At 67.4% G+C, this 17801-nt stretch carries 14 protein-coding genes; 6 read left to right on the top strand and 8 right to left on the bottom strand.

Annotation, left to right across the window (positions count from 1 at the left end; genetic code table 11):
* Complete coding sequence (locus AB4Y79_RS08000; protein WP_441860308.1) at positions 1-1533, bottom strand: S8 family serine peptidase; 1533 nt, start codon at positions 1531-1533, stop codon at positions 1-3.
* A gap of 90 nt (positions 1534-1623) precedes the next feature.
* Here AB4Y79_RS08000 and AB4Y79_RS07995 point away from each other — a divergent pair, with 90 nt between their 5' ends.
* The 3 genes from AB4Y79_RS07995 (at position 1624) to AB4Y79_RS07985 (ending at position 4755) form a co-directional block, all read left to right on the top strand.
* A complete protein-coding gene (locus AB4Y79_RS07995; protein ID WP_441860306.1) occupies positions 1624-2796 on the top strand; it encodes a serine hydrolase domain-containing protein in 1173 nt (390 codons plus the stop codon).
* A 157-nt stretch (positions 2797-2953) separates the two neighbouring features.
* Positions 2954-3778 (top strand): DUF1206 domain-containing protein, encoded by an 825-nt coding sequence (locus tag AB4Y79_RS07990; protein ID WP_441860305.1) that lies wholly within the window; start codon positions 2954-2956, stop codon positions 3776-3778.
* Between the two features lie 245 nt (positions 3779-4023).
* Complete coding sequence (locus AB4Y79_RS07985; RefSeq protein ID WP_441860304.1) at positions 4024-4755, top strand: SGNH/GDSL hydrolase family protein; 732 nt, start codon at positions 4024-4026, stop codon at positions 4753-4755.
* A gap of 7 nt (positions 4756-4762) precedes the next feature.
* Here the strand turns inward: AB4Y79_RS07985 and AB4Y79_RS07980 are convergent, their stop codons facing one another.
* Both AB4Y79_RS07980 and AB4Y79_RS07975 read right to left on the bottom strand, forming a co-directional pair.
* Positions 4763-5464 carry an SCO1664 family protein gene (locus AB4Y79_RS07980; RefSeq protein ID WP_441860303.1) on the bottom strand — a complete coding sequence of 234 codons (702 nt, stop codon included), beginning with the start codon at positions 5462-5464 and terminating at the stop codon, positions 4763-4765.
* Positions 5446-5625, bottom strand: coding sequence for a hypothetical protein (locus AB4Y79_RS07975; protein WP_441860302.1), 180 nt, complete (start codon positions 5623-5625; stop codon positions 5446-5448). Before AB4Y79_RS07975 ends, AB4Y79_RS07980 begins: the two co-directional genes overlap by 19 nt.
* A 90-nt stretch (positions 5626-5715) precedes the next feature.
* Here AB4Y79_RS07975 and AB4Y79_RS07970 point away from each other — a divergent pair, with 90 nt between their 5' ends.
* The gene (locus tag AB4Y79_RS07970; protein WP_441860301.1) at positions 5716-7104 is read left to right on the top strand and encodes a sigma 54-interacting transcriptional regulator; all 1389 of its coding nucleotides are present in this window, start codon (positions 5716-5718) and stop codon (positions 7102-7104) included.
* A 15-nt stretch (positions 7105-7119) separates the two neighbouring features.
* Positions 7120-9120 carry a vWA domain-containing protein gene (locus tag AB4Y79_RS07965; RefSeq protein WP_441860300.1) on the top strand — a complete coding sequence of 667 codons (2001 nt, stop codon included), beginning with the start codon at positions 7120-7122 and terminating at the stop codon, positions 9118-9120.
* 4 nt (positions 9121-9124) lie between these two features.
* Here AB4Y79_RS07965 and nrfD read toward each other — a convergent pair whose 3' ends face one another.
* From nrfD to AB4Y79_RS07940, 5 genes are all read right to left on the bottom strand, one after another.
* Positions 9125-10069 (bottom strand): NrfD/PsrC family molybdoenzyme membrane anchor subunit, encoded by a 945-nt coding sequence (gene nrfD, locus AB4Y79_RS07960; protein WP_441860299.1) that lies wholly within the window; start codon positions 10067-10069, stop codon positions 9125-9127.
* The gene (locus AB4Y79_RS07955) at positions 10066-10893 is read right to left on the bottom strand and encodes a 4Fe-4S dicluster domain-containing protein (protein WP_441860298.1); all 828 of its coding nucleotides are present in this window, start codon (positions 10891-10893) and stop codon (positions 10066-10068) included. Before AB4Y79_RS07955 ends, nrfD begins: the two co-directional genes overlap by 4 nt.
* Positions 10890-14132, bottom strand: coding sequence for a formate dehydrogenase (gene fdh / locus AB4Y79_RS07950; RefSeq protein ID WP_441860296.1), 3243 nt, complete (start codon positions 14130-14132; stop codon positions 10890-10892). The genes AB4Y79_RS07955 and fdh overlap by 4 nt, the downstream gene beginning before the upstream one ends.
* Positions 14133-14234: 102 nt before the next feature.
* A complete protein-coding gene (locus tag AB4Y79_RS07945) occupies positions 14235-15149 on the bottom strand; it encodes a sugar phosphate isomerase/epimerase family protein (protein ID WP_441860294.1) in 915 nt (304 codons plus the stop codon).
* Positions 15150-15281: 132 nt separating this feature from the next.
* Positions 15282-16574, bottom strand: coding sequence for a BNR-4 repeat-containing protein (locus tag AB4Y79_RS07940; protein ID WP_441860293.1), 1293 nt, complete (start codon positions 16572-16574; stop codon positions 15282-15284).
* Between the two features lie 265 nt (positions 16575-16839).
* On the opposite strand from AB4Y79_RS07940, the gene AB4Y79_RS07935 reads away from it, so the two are divergent.
* Entirely contained in the window at positions 16840-17778 is a 939-nt protein-coding gene (locus tag AB4Y79_RS07935) for a 5'-3' exonuclease (protein ID WP_441860292.1), read from the top strand.
* Positions 17779-17801: the final 23 nt, after the last annotated feature.

Raw genomic sequence — 17801 nt, 5'->3', positions numbered from 1 at the left:
TTAGATCGAGTTCAGGACCCGCATCAGGTCCACCAGGCCGCTGCCCTGGAAGAACGGGTGCCGGCCCAGGGAGCTTGCATTCTGCATGAACAGGTCTTTGACCACCTCCGGCTTGCCGATGAATTCCGGCCGTGCCGAGAGGAACGCCGCGATGGCGCCGGAAACGTGCGGGGCAGCCATCGAGGTTCCGCTGTCCTCGACGTAGCAGGGCATGGGGGCCGTTGCGTCCTTGAAGCCCGGCACCTGGCTGCGGTTCTTCCCGGCTGCTGCCGAGGTGATGCGCTCGCCGGGGGCCACGAGGTCCGGCTTCAGGCGCCCGTCAAGGGTGGGTCCCTTGGAGGACGTGTATGACACCCCGAAGACGTGCGGCTGGTCGCGGTGCGTTGAACCGACCGTAATAGCCTTGGCCGCGTTTCCCGGGTCCGTGATGGTGGAGAGCCGGCCGTAGAAATCACCGTTGTCGTCCCGCGCGTCGCCGCCGTTGCCGGCGCTGACCACCACCACGACGCCGGAGCCCACCAGCAGGTCGATCTCCCGGCACAGGGGGCTTTGGCCCGCAGCGAAGTCACCGGGATACCAGTCGCAGCCGAGTGAAAGGTTGACGCCGTGGATCACCAGGTTGCGGCCGTAGGAGTTGACCGCCCTGACGTAGTTCAGCGCGGCGATGACCGCGCTGGACAGGGTGTGTTCCTGGGTGTTGAGGACCTTCAGGCTCACCAACAGGGCCTCCGAGGCCAGGCCTGACAGGGACCGGCCGGGGTCCAGTTCCCGCGGTGTCCATTCCGGCAGCCCGTCCGGCGTGGACCGGCTCATCATGATGAGGGCGGCGGGGGGAGCGGAGCCGGCGATGATCCCTGCGACGTGTGTTCCGTGTCCGACGTCGTCCACCAGGGCGGGTGCGGGGTCGTCCGGGACCAGGTCCCCGGCTGAGCGGACGGCGCCTGCGTCCTGGGGAGCCGAACCGTCGGCGTCGGGTCCGTTGACAAGTACCGTGAAGTCGCGGTGGAGGTCTGCCACCCGCGGGTCATGCAGGTTGCCCGTTTTTCCCGCGGGGCCGGGCAGGAAATGCGGATGCGTGCCGTCGATGCCCGAGTCGATGACGGCCCACACGCTTCCGCGGCCGGAGGCCCCGAAGGTGCGGAGGGCGGCATCGGCCTGCACCGTGGCTGCGGACCTGTCGATGTGGGGACGGACAATGTAGTCGGGCCACACGCGGTAGATGGTGCGTTCGGTAATTCCGTGTGCGGCATCGGCAGCGAGGAGTGCGGTCAGCTCCTGCGGCCGGAGCCGGCATTGCAGGTACAGGGTGGATACCTGCAACGGAGCGGCCGGGGGATCGTCAACTGCCGAAAATGTGTCGCTGAAGAGTGCTGCGAACCGGGCCCCCGCGGACGTGGCCAGCGTCCCATGCCCCACCTGCAGTTCCACCAGGACCGCCTGTCGCTCGTGGGCGTCGGTGTGGACCAGAAGGTCGTGTCCGCGCTGCTCTGAGTTGTTGCGGGGCCTCAACAGTGAGCTCACCAAACGCGTCATGCCATTCTCCGGTCTCACTGAAGTGCTGCCAATAATTATGGGCGGCGGCACCCGCATGTCAATAAGGCGGAGGCCGCCCTACCATTAGTTGTGGGCTCGAAAAACCGCATCGTGAGGCGGGCGGCGCTCGCGGTGGCCCTCGCCGTCTCCGGCTGCACCTATACTGACGACTCCCTCCCGCCCGGGACATTTCCGCCTGCCCTTGAGCCCATGGTGCAGCAGATCCAGCTGTTCCTGGACCAGGGCGCCGTCTCGGCCGTCGTCCAGGTCCGCTGGCCGGGCGGCGAATGGTCGCAGGGCTTTGGCGTGCGCGACCTCGACTCCCTGGACCCGGCGCAGCCCACGGACCGGGTGAAGATAGCCGGCGTCACCCAAGCCATGACCGCCGTCGCAGTGCTCAAGCTCGTGGACGACCACCTCATCGGCCTCGACGAACCGGTCAGTGACGTCGTCCCGGAACTCACGGATCTCCTGCAGCCACCAGGACCACTCACCGTGCGCCAACTGCTCAGCCACACCTCCGGGATGCCGGACGCCGCCGCCGCGTTGCCCCGTGACGTGGACTTCCGCACCGCGCTGACGCACACCGCCACCCTGGAGCAGCAGGTGCAGGCCGCCGGGGCGCTGCCCTGGCCCGCCTCCGACGTCGGATTGTTCAAATACGCCACCACGAACTACCTCGTTCTGGGCCTTGTGGTGCAGGCCCTGCGCCACAAACCGTTCGCGCAGGTCATGCAGGAGCAGGTGTTCTCCGCGCTGGGACTGAAGGACAGCACCCTGGACCGGCCAGACCCCCGTGCCCCCGATCTCCTCCATGGCTATGCCACCCTCCACGGCGACCGCATCGACACCACTGACGACGCGTCAGTCGCCGGCTCCCCGGCGTCAGGAGTGATGTCGACGGTGGCGGACCTGAATCTCTTCATGGCTGCCCTCCTCCAGGGGCGGGCCATTTCCCCGTCCTCGCTCCGGGAAATGAAGACCAGTCCCGGCTTTGGCCGGTTCGGGCTGGGACTGTGGCGCTTCGCGGACCAGTGTTCACCGGCCATGCGGCAGGAAGGCAAGGGCTCCTTCCGGGACTTCCAGACCGTTGCCGTCAGCAGCGACGACGGGCGGTACCAGGCGGCGATGACAGTCACGGCGGCACCCATGCCCGGCGAGGTGGAGGACCCCGCCAGCACCGGCAGGCGGGACCTGCTCAACGGCCAGATCGAGTCCACCCTCAACGAGGCGCTGGACAGGCTCTGCCAACCGGCACGCTAAAGGCATACCCGCCGGTCAGCCGCGTACAAAGGCCGCACCAGGGGCCTGTCGGGATGGTGCCGGCGGATCTACACTGAAGCATTCCGCGACGCGTTGCGGCCGGGGGGAGCTGGCGGGGAATAGAAGACCAACTACATAGCTGGAAGGGCGGACCATCATGGGCAACGCGTCGCAGGGAGCTAACCGGGCAGTATCAGAGGCGGCATCGGCAAGCCGCAGTCCGGCGTTACGCATTCTGGCCCGTGCCGGCTTCGTGTTCATCGGCCTGGTCCACGTGCTGATCGGGGTCATCGCCCTGCAGGTCAACAGTGGCCAGGGCGGTGAAGCGGACCAGTCCGGGGCGATCGGATCCCTTGCCTCAAAGCCCGGCGGCGTAATCCTGCTCTGGGCAGGTGCTGTTGCCTGCGCGGCGCTGGCGCTGTGGATGGTCAGCGAGGCCGTGTTCGGTGCCCGCGCCGGGACCGACTCGAAGAAGAAGCTGAAGGAAGCGGCGTCCGCTGCAGGGAAGGCCGTGGTGTTCGGCTTCCTTGCCTTCACGTTCGGCGTATTTGCTGCCGGCGGCTCCAAGAGTTCCAGCCAGTCAGCCAGTGACTTCACCGCCAAACTCATGGGCGCGCCCGCCGGAGTAGTGCTGCTGGTCGCCGTCGGCCTGGCGATCATCGGGGCCGGTGCCTACTACGCCTACAAGGGCTTCACCCGAAAGTTCATGGAAGACCTGCAGGACCCCGGAGATGCCCGCACTGTTGTCCAGTGGATCGGCACCATCGGCTACATCGCCAAGGGAGTGGTACTCGCCGTCGTCGGTGTGCTGATCATCGTGGCCGCCGCAACTGCCGACCCGTCCAAGTCTTCAGGCCTGGACGGCGGCCTGAAGACACTCGGCTCACAACCGTACGGCGTGTTCCTGCTCGCAGCCATCGCCGCGGGCCTCATCTGTTATGGCGTGTACTCCATGGCGCGGGCCAGGTACGGCAAGTTCTAGGGGGCAGGCCTGTCAGCCGATGGGGCCACCCGCCCCACACAGGGCCGGGTGGATGGGGCCGGCCATCCGGCGGCCGCCGTGGCGAAGGTGTGAATTGCCTGTGGAGTTGCTGTGTGATCTGTCGCAATGGCCCCGCGGGCACTAAAGTATCTTCACTGATTGCCTACGATGGGACATGGACACACGACACTAAGGTGGCGGCCGGCGACCAGCCGCCACCCGATTCCAGGCAGGAGGCGGCACCCATGCAACACGATGTGCCGCTGCGCGGACATCCGGCCAGGCTCGTGGCTGCCGGTACCTTTGGCGTCCTCCTGGCCGTCACGTCCGGGAGCGCGGCGCAATCCCAGCCCCGGGCCACGGGCGAGGCCCCGGTTCGGGTGGTGGTTGTTGGGGACTCATTAAGCACCGGCCACGGAACGTCGCCGCAGGAGGCTTGGCCGGCCCTGATGCGCAACGACCCCCTGGGCGCCGGCCTGGAAGTGGTCAACGCCGCAGAGGACGGCAGTGGTTATGTCAGCCCCGGCGACTTTGACGGAACCTTTGGCACCCAGGTCGAAGACCTCGTTAACGCAAACACCGGCATCGTGGTGTTCTTCGGCTCGGAGAACGACCTCGGCTACGCCTCCGGTGAGATTGGCGATGCCGCCCTCGCTGCAATGGACCGGGCCGAGACGCTGGCCCCGGAAGCAAAAATCATTGTGGTGGGACCGCCGTCGTACTCAACAGACCCGGACCCCGGGCTCCTGGAGATCAGCAGCCAGCTCAAAGCCGCCACGGCCCGCGCCGGTGGTGAGTTCGTGGACCCCATCGCCGAGGGCTGGATCAGCAGCGACTTCGATGACTTGATCGGCCCCGACGGCGACCACCCCACGGTGGCCGGGCAGCACTACCTGCTGGAGCACATCGGCGCCTACCTCGAGCAGGCAGCGCCGGCGGCCGCGGCGGCCGTGCAAGGGCGCCCGGAACCGCAGTGACGCCGGCTCACACCAGCGGCCACGGGTAGCGCATCCCGGTGCGGTCCACGGGCAGCACCGTTTCCTGCAGGATCCGCTGGACCCTGCGCTGAAGGGCCGACACTTCGGCGTCGTCGAGCAGCGTGGCAAGCTCCCCCGGCACGGCACCCGCCAGCGCTCCGATGTCATCGAGCAGGGCCTGCGGAATGGGGTCGCCGGCAAAATCCCAGATCACCGTGCGCAGTTTGAAGGGCGCCGCGAAGCACAGGCCGTGGTCAATACCCCAGATGTGGCCGTCAGAGCCCCGCAGCACGTGCCCGCTCTTGCGGTCCGCGTTGTTGGCCACGTAGTCGAAGAGGGCAATTTGCGCCAATGCGGCATGCGTTTCGGGAGCGTCCTCGTAAAGGGTGAAGTAATGCTCCTGGTGGTCGTCCTCAATGAACCATTGCAGTGATCCCACCCCCAGCGGCGCGTCCTCGCGCACCACCGTGGACGGCACGATTCCCCATCCCAACGCTTCGCTGAGCAGGTAGGCGGCGCGCTCCCGCCGGTACAGGCCGGCGTCGAAATCCGAGAGTGGCCGTTCCCCGGCCTCCGGTTTGTAGACCGCCCAGGCCGAGTCCACCCCGCAGGAAACTTCCACCAGGAAGGTGGCATTGCTGCCGCTCATAATGCGGCCCAGGACCTCCACCCGCCCCGCGGTGAGGAGGGTCAGTTCCGGCCCGGACACCAGGTTCCCCTTCCGCATCCGTTGGCCATCACGCGGACCGCAGCCCGCTCAGGGGTTTCGGCGCCGGATTCACGCCCCTGGGCCAGCCCCGGCAGGACGGCACCGGCGGTGGGCGTCCAGCCGTACCGCACCAGGAGGATCAGTGTGCTCTCCGCAGTCATCAGCAACCAGACTAAGCCGCATGGCGGGGACCAGGGAGGAATCTGGAGGAATCTATCGATTAGCCACAAGGTGGGGATTACGGTAGAGGAGTGACTGACCGCCCCGAAATCTACACCGTTGGTGAACTCCGCGCAGCAGGACACGTCCTCAAGGACCTGCGGCACGAAATCAGAGACAATCTCCTCGCGGCCCTGGCGGAAGGGCGTGACCCGTGGCCGGGCCTCTACGGGTTCAGCCGGACCGTCCTTCCCCAGCTTGAGCGTGCCCTGATCGCCGGACACGATCTGGTGTTGCTGGGTGAGCGCGGACAAGGCAAGACCCGCCTCCTCCGTACCCTGGCCGGGCTGCTGGACGAATGGTCGCCGGTGATCGAGGATTCGGAACTGAACGAGCACCCCTTCGAACCGATCACCGAACAATCCCGGGCCCGCGTCCGCGCCGACGGGGACCGGTTGAGGATCGCCTGGCGGCACCGTTCAGAGCGGTACGTCGAGAAGCTCGCAACGCCGGACACGTCCGTGGCGGACCTCGTCGGCGACGTCGACCCCATGCGCGTTGCCGAGGGCCGCCGCCTGGGGGACCCGGAAACCATCCACTACGGCCTGATTCCCCGGTCCAACCGCGGCATCATTGCCATCAACGAACTCCCTGACCTCGCCGAACGCATCCAGGTGTCCATGCTCAACGTGATGGAGGAACGGGACATCCAGATCCGCGGCTACGTGCTGCGGCTGCCGCTCGATGTGCTTGTTGTCGCCTCCGCCAACCCGGAGGACTACACCAACCGCGGCCGGATCATCACCCCGCTGAAGGACCGCTTCGGCGCCGAGATCAGGACGCATTACCCGGTCGAGCTCGAAGACGAGGTCTCTGTCATCCGGCAGGAGGGCCGGCTGGTGGCTGACGTCCCGCCCTTCATCCTGGAAATCCTTGCCCGCTATACCCGGGCACTGCGGGAGTCCCCGGCCATCAACCAGACCTCCGGTGTCTCGGCCAGGTTCGCCATCGCCGGCGCCGAAACGGTTGCCGCCTCCGCGCTCCGCCGGGCCCGGCTACGTGGCGAGAACCAGGCCGTTGCCCGGATCATCGACCTCGAGCCCGCCGTGGAAGTCCTGACCGGCAAGATCGAGTTCGAATCGGGGGAGGAAGGCCGGGAGCAAGGCATTCTCGATCACCTCCTGCGCACCGCCACCGCCGAGGCCGTCAGGGCACACTTCCAGGGCCTGGACATGGGTCCGCTCGTGTCCGCGCTGGACGGCCACCGTACCGTCACCACCGGCGAGCAGGTCACCGCGAAGGAGTTCCTCGGCAACCTCCCGTCCCTGAACGGATCCGGCCTCTACGACGAAATCGGCCGCCGCCTGGGTGCGACGAACGACGGACAGCGGGCCGCCGCCGTCGAACTGGCCCTCGAAGGGCTGTACCTGGGCCGGCGGATCTCCAAGGAGTCCGACGACGAGGAAACCATTTACGGTTAAGGCGCAGGAGGCAACATGGCCATCCACAAGAGGTCCGCCAAGTACGGCCGGTACACCGGTGGTCCGGACCCGCTGGCTCCGCCGGTGGACCTGGCGGAGGTGCTCGACGCCGTAGCCGAAGACGTGATGGCAGGCTACTCGCCGCGGCATGCCCTGCAGGAGTTCCTGCGGCGCGGCGGACGGAACCGTGACGGCCTGGACGAGCTTGCCCGCCGCGTGCAGGAGCGGCGGCGCGACCTGCTCAGCCGGCATCGGCTGGACGGCACCCTGGATGAAGTGAAGAAGCTCCTGGATACCGCCGTGCTGGAGGAACGCAAGCAGTTGGCCCGGGACGCCATGATGGACAACACAGAACGCGCCTTCCGGGAGATGCAGCTACAGAACCTTCCGCCCTCCACGGCCGCGGCGGTCAACGAGCTCGCGTCCTACGACTGGCAGTCCGCAACCGCGAAGGAAGCGTACGACCGGATCAAGGACCTGCTGGGCCGGGAGGTCCTGGAACAGCGCTTCGCCGGAATGAAACAAGCGCTGGAGAGTGCCACCGATGAGGACCGCGAGGCCGTCAGTGCCATGCTCCGGGACCTCAACGGGCTGCTGGCGAAGCACCGCCGCGGCGAAGACACCGAGGCCGATTTTCAGGAGTTCATGGCCAAGCACGGCCAGTTCTTTCCGGAGAACCCGCAATCAGTGGAAGAACTGGTGGATGCCCTGGCGCAACGTGCCGCAGCGGCCCAGCGGCTCCTGCAATCCATGTCCCCCGAACAGCGCGGGGAACTGATGCGGTTGTCCGCCCAGGCCTTCGGCTCACCGGAATTGATGGCCCAGCTCAGCGAACTCGATGCCTCCTTGCAGGCGCTGCGTCCCGGGGAGGACTGGAACGGATCGGAACGGTTCGAGGGCCAGGAAGGACTCGGCCTCGGCGACGGCACCGGCGTCCTGCAGGACATCGCCGAACTGGACGAACTCTCCGAACAGCTCTCCCAGTCCTACAACGGGTCCCGGCTCGACGACCTTGACCTTGACGCGCTGGCCCGGCAACTTGGTGAGGGTGCGGCAGTCAGCGCCCGCACCCTGACCGAAATCGAGCGGGCCATGCAGGACGGCGGCTACCTGCGTCGCGGTGCCGACGGCGACCTCCGGCTGTCCCCGCAGGCCATGCGCCGGCTGGGGAAGTCGCTGCTCCGGGACACCGCAAAACAGCTCTCCGGACGGCAGGGAAACCGGGACACCCGGACCGCCGGGGCAGCGGGGGAACAGGCCGGTTCCAGCCGGCAGTGGGAGTTCGGCGACGCCGAGCCCTGGGACGTCACACGCACCTTGACCAACGCCATCCGCCGCACCATGGCCGACGGCGGCGATCCGGCCCGCGGACTGCGGCTCGCTGTCGGAGACATTGAGGTGACCGAAACGGAGGCCCGGACGCAGGCCGCCGTGGCATTGCTGGTGGATGTGTCCTTTTCCATGGCCGCGGAGGGGCGGTGGGTCCCGATGAAACGCACGGCGCTGGCGTTGCACCACCTGGTGTCCACCCGGTTCCGTGGCGACCGGCTGCAGCTGGTCACCTTCGGCCGCTATGCCCAGTCCATGGACATCGCGGAACTGACAGCCCTGCCGGCGCTCCGGGAACAGGGCACCAACCTGCACCACGGCCTGCTGCTGGCCGGCCGCTTCTTCCGCCGGCACCCGTCCATGCAGCCCGTCCTGCTCGTCGTCACGGACGGCGAGCCCACCGCGCACCTGCTGCCGGACGGTGACTCATGGTTCAACTGGCCGCCGGATGCGGAGACCATCCGCGCCACGGTTGGCGAGCTGGACCGGTTGGGAAGGATGGGGGTCCAGACCACGTTCTTCCGGCTCGGCAACGACCCCGGACTGGAACGCTTCATCCAGCGGATGGCCCGCCGCGTGGACGGCCGCGTGGTGGCGCCCGACGTCGGTGACCTGGGCGCGGCGGTGGTGGGCGAATATCTCCGGGCGCACGTTCGGAGCACCTACGCCGACGGTGACTGGTTCTGACGGCTTAAGCGGCCGCTTCGATGCCGGCGGCTTCACTTCTGGCGGCTTCGGCCGCGTCGAGGCGCTCCCGCTGGGGAACCACCACGTACTTGGGGTCGCGCGTTGACGCTTTTCCGGCCTCGAAGACACCGAACCTCAGCAACGCTGAACCCGCAGCCACGGCGAGGCCGCCCACGACGCTGACGGTGCGCGACCGATGGCCGCCGAGCGCCAGCCCCACCGCGCCGCCGATGCTGAAAGCCTTGGACAGACGCATCAACGTACCGCCCCGTCCCTCCCGCAGCGTCTCCGTGCTGAGGTGGCCGCTGCCTTCCATCCGCATGCTCATCACCGTTTCCAGCAGGGCGCCTGCAACGGCCATCCGCCGTGCGGGACCGGCCTCCACCACGGGTGCCAGGGCGGCGGCGATGCCGCCGCCGGCAGCCGCAGCCGAACTGGCAAACACGAACGGGAGGACCTCGTGGGCGTCATGCCAGGTGGGAACCGCGGTGTCGGCCAGCAACACGGCCGTGTACGTCGCCACCGCGGAGCCGCTGACAGCCGCGGCCAGGCCACATGCCCGTCCGGCCCCCGGGAACAGTCCCGTGAGGTTGGACGCCGCACTCGCCCCGGCGAGCGGGCCGTACACGGAAAGGATCCACGAGCCCACGCTCATGGGCGAGGTGGGCTTGGCTACGCGCAGCATGTTCAGGAACCGTTCGGGCCGGCCCAGGTCATGCACCAGGGCCGCCGCGGACACGGAGATCGCGGTCAATGCCGTGAATTTCGCCCGGCGTTCCAGGGCGGGCCGCCCGCTGTATTGGGCGCCTGCGGCCAGCAGTGAGGAGGCGGCAGCCACGCCGCCGGCGAAGATGTACCCGGCGATGTCGGCCGCCTCCCATGTGGGTTCCTTGAGGATAGGCCGGCCATAGTAGGAGGTGAATTCCTCACGCTCCCGGCGGCGGCTCATTTCCTCGCTCCCCAGAAGACGACGGCGGCACCCGCCAGGAGCCCGGCCGCAGCACCCGCGGCCCGCCGCCACATGGCGGGCAGGTCCCGGGTTGTCACCACCGGGTCCGGTGGCAGCCCGTAGGTTTCGGGTTCATCGAGCAGCAGGAAGAAGGCACCGTCACCACCCACACCGCCGTCGGGATCCCTGCCGTAAAGCCGTGCCTCCTCCACACCCCGCTCATGGAGCTCCGCGACGCGGGCGTCGGCCCGTTCCCGGAGCTCATCGAGCTCGCCGTACTGGATGGACTGGGTGGGGCACGCTTTCGCGCAGGCCGGCTCTTCGCCGACGCTTAGCCGGTCGTAGCACATGGTGCACTTGAAGGCCCGGCCGTCGTCGGGCCGCTGGTCGATCACGCCGTACGGGCAGGCTGAAACGCAGTAACCGCAGCCGTTGCAGATGTCCTGCTGGACCACTACGGTGCCGTGTTCGGTGCGGAACAGCGCACCGGTGGGGCACACATCGAGGCATGCGGCGTTGGTGCAGTGCTTGCAGACGTCCGAGGACATGAGCCACTTGATGCCCTCGGTTCCGCCTGCCGCCGGAGCCGGAACCTTCTTCTCTATGAAGGCGACGTGCCGCCACGTGTCCGCGCTGAGCCTGGAGGTGTTGTCGAAGGACTGGCCGGTGAGTTCCAGCGGCCTGTCTGCCGGAAGCGAGTTCCACTCCTTGCAGGCCACCTCGCAGGCCTTGCAGCCGATGCACAGGCTGGTGTCGGTGAAGAAGCCCTTGCGCGCTTCACTGGGTGCTCCGATGGCGGGCATTCCCAACTGGGTGACGCTCATGCCTTGATTCCTTCCTGGCCTGTGTGCTCGTCGATTCCTGCCCGCTGGCGGTATTCCGCCACCAGAGACGGCAAGGCCGGACCCTGCGGCCTCCGTCCGGGACGGATGTCCACCGTCAATGCCTTGACCTCCTGGATATGGACGTTCGGGTCCATGGCGATCGAGGAGAGTTCATTCATCGCATCGCCACGGCTGAGCCCGTTGGGGCCCCAGTGGTAGGGCATCCCGATCTGGTGCACGGTTCGGCCCTGTACGGTGAGGGGCTTCATCCGGCCGGTCACCAGGACCCGCGCCTCGATGGCTCCGCGGGCTGAGACCAGGGTTGCCCAGCCGTTGTTGGTCAGTCCCCGCTCGGCCGCCAGTTCCGGTGATACTTCGCAGAACGACTCCGGTTGCAGCTCGGCAAGGTAGGGCAGCCAGCGGGTCATGGCCCCGGCGGTAAAGTGCTCCGTGAGCCGGTAGGTGGTCAGCACGAACGGGTACACCTGCGCCCCGGGTTCCCGGCCGCTGGGTTGGTACCGGTTGCCGTCATGCTTCAGGAGCTTCCGGACCGGGTTCCGGTTTTGGCCGTAGAGGGCATTGTCGAAGGGCGACTCCTGCGGTTCATAGTGCGTGGGGAGCGGCCCGTCGGTCAGGCCGGCGGGCGTGAAGAGCCAGCCCTTGCCGTCGGACTGCATGATGAACGGGTCCACGCCGGAGAGGGCATCGGGGCCTTTGGCGGCCTCGTCGGGCCGGTAGGACGGTGGTTTGGTCGGCTCGCAGTCGGGGACGTCGTCGCCGGTCCATTTCCCGGCGTCCGCGTCCCACCAGATGAGCTTCTTCCGCTCGCTCCATGGCCGACCCTCCGGATCGGCGGAGGCCCGGTTGTACAGCTCCCGTCGGTTGGCCGGCCATGCCCAGCCCCACTCGCGGCTGGAAATACTCTGTTCGGTGTGGGGCTTGCGCCGCGCTGCCTGGTTGACGCCGTCTGCCCGGCAGCCGCAGTAGATCCAGCAGCCGCAGGATGTGGAGCCGTCGTCCTTGAGCTCGGTGTAGGCAGAGAGCGGGCTGCCGTCCGCACCACGGCCGTTGATCTCAGCGAAAACCGCGTCTGCGTCCGGCTCGTCCTGGGTGCCGACAGTGGGGTAGTCCCACGTCAGGTGCAGGATGGGGCGGTCGACGTCGTCGCGCGAGTCCGCCAGCAGCTTCCGGATGCGGTTGCCAAGGTGCCAGATAAACCAGAGGTCGCTGCGGCGCTCGGCTTCCGGTTCCACGGCCTGCTCACGCCATTGGACCAGGCGGTTGGTGTTGGTGAAGCTGCCGGCCTTTTCCGTGTGGGCTGCGGCGGGGAAGAAGAAGACTTCCGTGCCGATGTCCTCCGTGCGCATCTGGCCCGTGGCGATTTCCGGACCGTCCTTCCACCAGGTGGCACTTTCGATCAGCGAGAAGTCGCGGACCACGAGCCAGTCGAGGTTGGCCATCCCGGCGCGCTGCAGATGGGTGTTGGCGGAGCCGACGGCGGGGTTCTCACCCATGAGGAAATAGCCCTTGCAGATTCCTTCCAGCTGCGCCATGACGGTGTCGTAGGTGCTGTGGCTGCCGGTGATCCGGGGAAGGTAGTCGAAGCAATAGTCGTTGTCCGCTGTGGCGGCGTCCCCCCACCACGCCTTGAGCAGGCTCACGGTGTAGGCGGACATGTTGGCCCAGAAGCCCTGCTTGGCGGAGTCCGCCTCCACGTACCCGGCCAGGTCCAGGTGCTGCTTGGCGTGCGGCATGGGCAGATAGCCGGGCAGCAGGTCGAAGAGGGTGGGGATGTCGCTGGAGCCTTGGATGCTGGCGTGCCCGCGGAGTGCCATGATCCCGCCACCGGGGCGGCCGATGTTGCCCAGCAGCAGTTGCAGGACCGACGCGGCCCGGATGTACTGCGTCCCCGTGGTGTGCTGCGTCCAGCCGACGGCATAGGCGAAGGCCGTGGTCCGGTCCCGGCCTGAGTTGCTGGTGATGGCCTCTGCCACCTCCTCGAACAAGGCCTGCGGGACCCCGCACACCTGTTCCACCATCTCCGGCGTGTACCGCGAGTAATGCCGGCGCAGGACCTGGAACACGCAGCGCGGGTCCTGCAGGGTCTCGTCCCGGTGCCACTTCCCGGCCACGCCCGGGCCGCCGGAACCATGGGACTGGGCGTGCGAGGATTCACCCAGCCTGCTGCCTTCCTGCTCGTCGGCGTCCCGTTCGCCCGAGGATGCAGCCGCGAAGCCGCCCTCGTACTGCCAGGTTTCGGTTTCATAGGAGGAATCGTCCGGGTTGAACCCGGAGAAGAGGCCGTCAAGGTCTTCGGTGTCGCGGAAGTCCTTGCTGAGGATGGTGGCGGCATTGGTGTAATTGACCACGTACTCGTGGAAGTAGGCGTCGTGGCCAATGACCCAGTTGATCAGGCCACCCAGGAAGGCGATGTCCGTACCGGCGCGGATCGGAACGAACGTATCGGCCATGGCGCTGGTGCGCGAGAAGCGTGGATCCACGTGGATGATTTTTGCCCCGCGTTCCTTGGCTTCCATGACCCACTGGAACCCTACGGGGTGTGCTTCGGCGAAGTTGGATCCCTGGATGAGGATGCAGTCGGCGCGTTGCAGGTCCTGGAGGTAGGTGGTGGAGCCGCCCCGGCCGAAGCTCGTGCCAAGGCCCGCCACCGTGGAGCTGTGGCATACCCGGGCCTGGTTCTCCACCTGGACGATGCCCAGGGAAGTGAACAGCTTCTTGATCAGGTAGTTTTCTTCATTGTCCAAGGTGGCGCCGCCAAGGCTTGCGATGCCCATGCTGCGGCGGGTGCGGAGGCCCTCGGATTCCCATTCCCAGGTCTTACGGCGGGTGTCCACCACGCGCCGGGCCACCATGTCCATGGCTGTTTCAAGGTCGAGCCGCTCCCAATCAGTCCCGTGGGGCCGGCGGTACAGGACGTACTTTTCGCGGGAGTCGCCGGTGGTCAGCTGCAGCGAGGCCGAGCCCTTGGGGCACAGCCGGCCCCGGCTGATGGGGGAGTCCGGGTTGCCCTCGATCTGGATGACCTTTTCGTCTTTGACGTAGACCCGCTGGGCGCACCCCACGGCACAGTAGGGGCACACCGAATGGACCACGTGGTCAGCGGCGGCGATGCGCGGGGTGAGGTTTTCGGTGGCGGGCGATTTCACGGCATGGTGCCTGCCCGTGGGATCGTTTTCGAGAAGTTGGCGCAACACTGGCCATTGCAGCGGATTCACCATGGGGCACCCCTTGTGGTCGTCGAATCTACATGCCTGTGGCACGGGTCACACGCACGTGAGGAAAATGCTAACAGGGGCTTAGCATTTCCGCACCGGCTGGAATTAGCGCAATGGTTGGCCGGGAAGGTGCGGCGGGGCGGCGTCGTCGGCTCCGGACCGGCCGGGCCAGTGTCGCCGGAACCACCGCGCCGCGGATCCGAGTGCTTCGTCCAGGCGGGGCGCGTCGGGGTGCCACGCTTTCTCCCACTCCAGGCAGACGGGCCCGGCGTAGCCGGTGTCCCGGAGCAGTCCCGCAAAGGCGTCGACGGGGAGGGTGCCGGTGCCGATGAGCGCCGGGGTCCGGCTGGCGGGCAGCCGGGCGTCCTTGACCTGGACGCTGCCCGGTCGTTGGATGAGCCAGGGGTTCAGGGCCCGCCAAGTTTCGTCGAGGGTTTCGCCGACGCGCCACGGGTGCATGAGGTCCCATACTGCGCCTACGGGCCCGTCGACCATATCCAGGATGGCGGCGATATCGCTGCCCCGGGGATGGGAATCGTGCGTTTCAAGCGCCGGGTACGTTCCCAGGTCCCGGGCGAGGCGGACGACGGCGTTGAGCCTCCCGGCTGCCAGGGCGTTGCTTTCCTGCCTGGGCTGGATGGTTTCGGGAACCCGGTGGTATCCGCAGGGGTGTGCAGGGGCTCCGGGGAAGACCCTGACGGCCGGCGCACCGAGATCATGGGCAAGGATCAATGCCGCTTCGAGTGCTCCCACCACCAGCTCATCGGCAACCGGTTCCGCGACCCTGATGTAGCTGGCCACCCCGGTGACGGCCAGGCCTGCACTTTCGATGCGGGACCGGAGTTCGGAGCGTTCGCGCCGGGTCATGGCCGGGGCGGCGATCTCGCCGCGGCCCAGCCGCAGCTCCACGCCCCGTGCACCGTGCTCCACCAACCAGGACAGGACCGTTTCCAGGCTTTCGCCGGGCGCCCCCAGCGTTGATGCCGTCAGTATGGGTTGGATCCCCTCCGGATGGCGCATTTGTCTTCCTGGCTGTTCGCACACACTAATAACGTTTCAACCCTGATGCACAGGGCGCGGCGCGGTCAACGGCCCGCGCCGATTCGATCAGACTCGGTCACCGGCCCGGGCCGCGGTCCGGACGCGACGGCCTCAGTGCAGGACCACCACTTCTGTCTTATAGGCCTGTGACGAGTCCATACTGCCGCGGAACCAGCAGACAGCGTGCACGGACGGATCCCCGGGCGGCACCATGGGCCGGAGATTGTCGACTGCGGAGCTTTCGGTTACCGCGTCCCAGCCAAAGGTGGCACCGCCATCCCGTGTCCTGCCCCGGTAGATCTCGTAGTGTCCGGTGGCCTGCCCGGTCCGCGGGTCGATGGGAGTGGAGATGTACACCTGGTTGAGGTCGTGCGGGTCAACCGCGCCTAAGCCCGTATAGTCCTGTTCGTGCGGCAGCAAGGCTGAGCCTGCGGCCGCCAGCGGGTGCAGGTTCCACTGCCTCCCGTCGAAGCGGGCGTACATCAGCCGGTGATCATCGACGTCGAGCGGCTGCTCCCGCAGCAGCGCGCCGTTGACGTCGTTGGCGCGGCAGCTGATGATGGCGGCCAGGTCCTGCCCCTGGCCGCGCAGGTCCACGGTCCAGCCGTGGGTGAGGGTATCGCCGTCAATGTCCGTGCCTGCCGCGAACACTGTGGTCAGGGCAGCCTGGTTGATCCCCGGCGAGCCGATCAGCGGCTTGCTGACCACCCGGCCCTGGGCGTCGTGCAGGGCGTCATCGCGGATGTAGCCGTGGTAGATGCTGTTGTTGAAATCCCGCGGGTGGTGGTCGGTGGTGATGAGGTCAATGCGGTCCGTGCCGTTTCCGGAGTAGCGGGTGTAGCCGTTGACGTAGCCAATCTTGGGTCGGGTGAAGAGTTTTCCGCCGAACCGCCATGTGGTTCCGTCATCCTCGGACACCAGAAGGCTGGGGTCATCGTTGATGGCACGGACAAAGTTGTACACCCGGGACTCCGCAGCGAGCCGGTGCAGGTTGGAGTAGGTCGCGCCGCGGCCGCCGGCCAGCTCCGTCCAGTCGAAGTGTTCCTCCGGGCCCCATTCGGAGGCGTCATGTGGCCGGGTGGAGATCCGCCAGCGGGAATGGTTGTCCGTTTTGTGTTTGGCGTACATCGCCAGGTATCGGCCGTCAGGCCTGATGAGGAGGGCCGGGGCGTTGTGGTCGTCCGGCTCCAGCCTCCGGTGGACAACGTGGACCTGGCTGTCCCCGGTGGCGAGGTCCAGGACCGCGACCTCGATGTTCCCGCCCCGGCTGTCACCGCCGGCGCCTTCGGGAGCGGCCACGGAACCGACCAGCAGGGTGTTGTTGGCCGGATCCACCAAGGCCCGTTCGTCCTGGTACCAGCACCAGGCTCCGTTGTCATTGATGGTGGTTTGCATGCCGGTCATCGGAATCCTGCTCTCGTTGTGGGGTGGGTTCCACCGGTGGGCGCGCCGCCCGGCGCCAGCCACGGAGCGGTCAAGGACTGTGTGGTTGGACCATCTGGAAGTATCGGGGCCGCCGGGTCGGGTGGTCAAGGGCGGGAGCGAAACCGGTCTGATTCGAACGTCCAGCAAGGTGCGACTATTCCGGACATAATACTTGAATCTTTAACTAAAGCGGGCTGTTCTTGCGGGTGCAGCCCCGGAAGCCAAATCCGTGTCAGGATCAGGTATGCCCCGGCGACTGATGCTGCTCGACACTGCCTCCCTGTACTTCCGTGCCTTCTACGGCCTTCCGGACAGCATCCGGCGGCCGGACGGTACGCCGGTAAATGCCGTCCGCGGCCTGTTGGACATGATTGCGCGGCTCACCACCGAGTACCAGATAACCCACTTGGTGGCCTGCTGGGACAATGACTGGCGGCCGCAGTGGCGGGTGGACCTGATCCCCACCTACAAGGCCCACCGCGTGGCGGAGGAGGTACCGGGCGGGACCGACGTCGAGGTGGTTCCCGAGGGGCTGGAAGCCCAATTGCCCATGATCCGCCAGACCCTGGAGCTCGCCGGCATCGCCATCGTGGGGGCAGCCGAACATGAGGCCGACGACGTCGTGGGCACCTACGCCAGCCATGCCGCCTTCCCGGTGGACGTGGTCACGGGGGACCGGGACCTGTTCCAGGTGTGCGACGACGAACGCAACGTCCGGGTCATCTACACGGCGCGCGGCATGAAGAACCTCGAGGTCGTCACCGAAGAAACGGTGGTGGCCAAATACAAGGTCCTGCCCCAGCAGTACGCCGACTATGCCACCCTGCGCGGGGATGCCTCCGACGGGCTGCCCGGCGTTGCCGGGATCGGCGAGAAGACAGCCTCATCCCTGCTGCTGAAGTACGGCACCCTCGAAGGGCTGCTGGCAGCGGCGGATGAGCCCGGCGCCGGGGTATCCGGTCCGGTCCGGGCCAGGCTGGAAGCCGCCGCCGAATACCTGGAAGCAGCCCCCGCCGTCGTACGCCTGGTCCGCACCCTGGAGCTGCCCACCCTTGACGAGGCGGGCGCCCAGCTGCGGCCCGTGACCGGCCACCGGCGCGCCGAGCTGGAGCAGTTGGCCGCCGAGTGGAACCTCGGCGGCTCCGTCCGCCGGCTGCTGGCCGCACTGGACCAGCACGCCTGACGGACACGCCGGTCCTGCGTGGA

Source organism: Pseudarthrobacter sp. YAF2 (assembly GCF_052113345.1).
Lineage (GTDB): Bacteria > Actinomycetota > Actinomycetes > Actinomycetales > Micrococcaceae > Arthrobacter.
Note: the sequence above shows the minus strand (reverse complement) of the source record. Positions and strands in the feature narration are given on the sequence as shown.

Coding starts and splice junctions, on each gene's coding strand:
- AB4Y79_RS08000 (WP_441860308.1), bottom strand. CDS start 1,533: ATGACGCGTTTGGTGAGCTCACTGTTGAGGCCCCGCAACAACTCAGAG.
- AB4Y79_RS07990 (WP_441860305.1), top strand. CDS start 2,954: ATGGGCAACGCGTCGCAGGGAGCTAACCGGGCAGTATCAGAGGCGGCA.
- AB4Y79_RS07985 (WP_441860304.1), top strand. CDS start 4,024: ATGCAACACGATGTGCCGCTGCGCGGACATCCGGCCAGGCTCGTGGCT.
- AB4Y79_RS07975 (WP_441860302.1), bottom strand. CDS start 5,625: ATGACTGCGGAGAGCACACTGATCCTCCTGGTGCGGTACGGCTGGACG.
- AB4Y79_RS07965 (WP_441860300.1), top strand. CDS start 7,120: ATGGCCATCCACAAGAGGTCCGCCAAGTACGGCCGGTACACCGGTGGT.
- nrfD (WP_441860299.1), bottom strand. CDS start 10,069: ATGAGCCGCCGCCGGGAGCGTGAGGAATTCACCTCCTACTATGGCCGG.
- AB4Y79_RS07955 (WP_441860298.1), bottom strand. CDS start 10,893: ATGAGCGTCACCCAGTTGGGAATGCCCGCCATCGGAGCACCCAGTGAA.
- fdh (WP_441860296.1), bottom strand. CDS start 14,132: ATGGTGAATCCGCTGCAATGGCCAGTGTTGCGCCAACTTCTCGAAAAC.
- AB4Y79_RS07945 (WP_441860294.1), bottom strand. CDS start 15,149: ATGCGCCATCCGGAGGGGATCCAACCCATACTGACGGCATCAACGCTG.
- AB4Y79_RS07940 (WP_441860293.1), bottom strand. CDS start 16,574: ATGACCGGCATGCAAACCACCATCAATGACAACGGAGCCTGGTGCTGG.
- AB4Y79_RS07935 (WP_441860292.1), top strand. CDS start 16,840: ATGCCCCGGCGACTGATGCTGCTCGACACTGCCTCCCTGTACTTCCGT.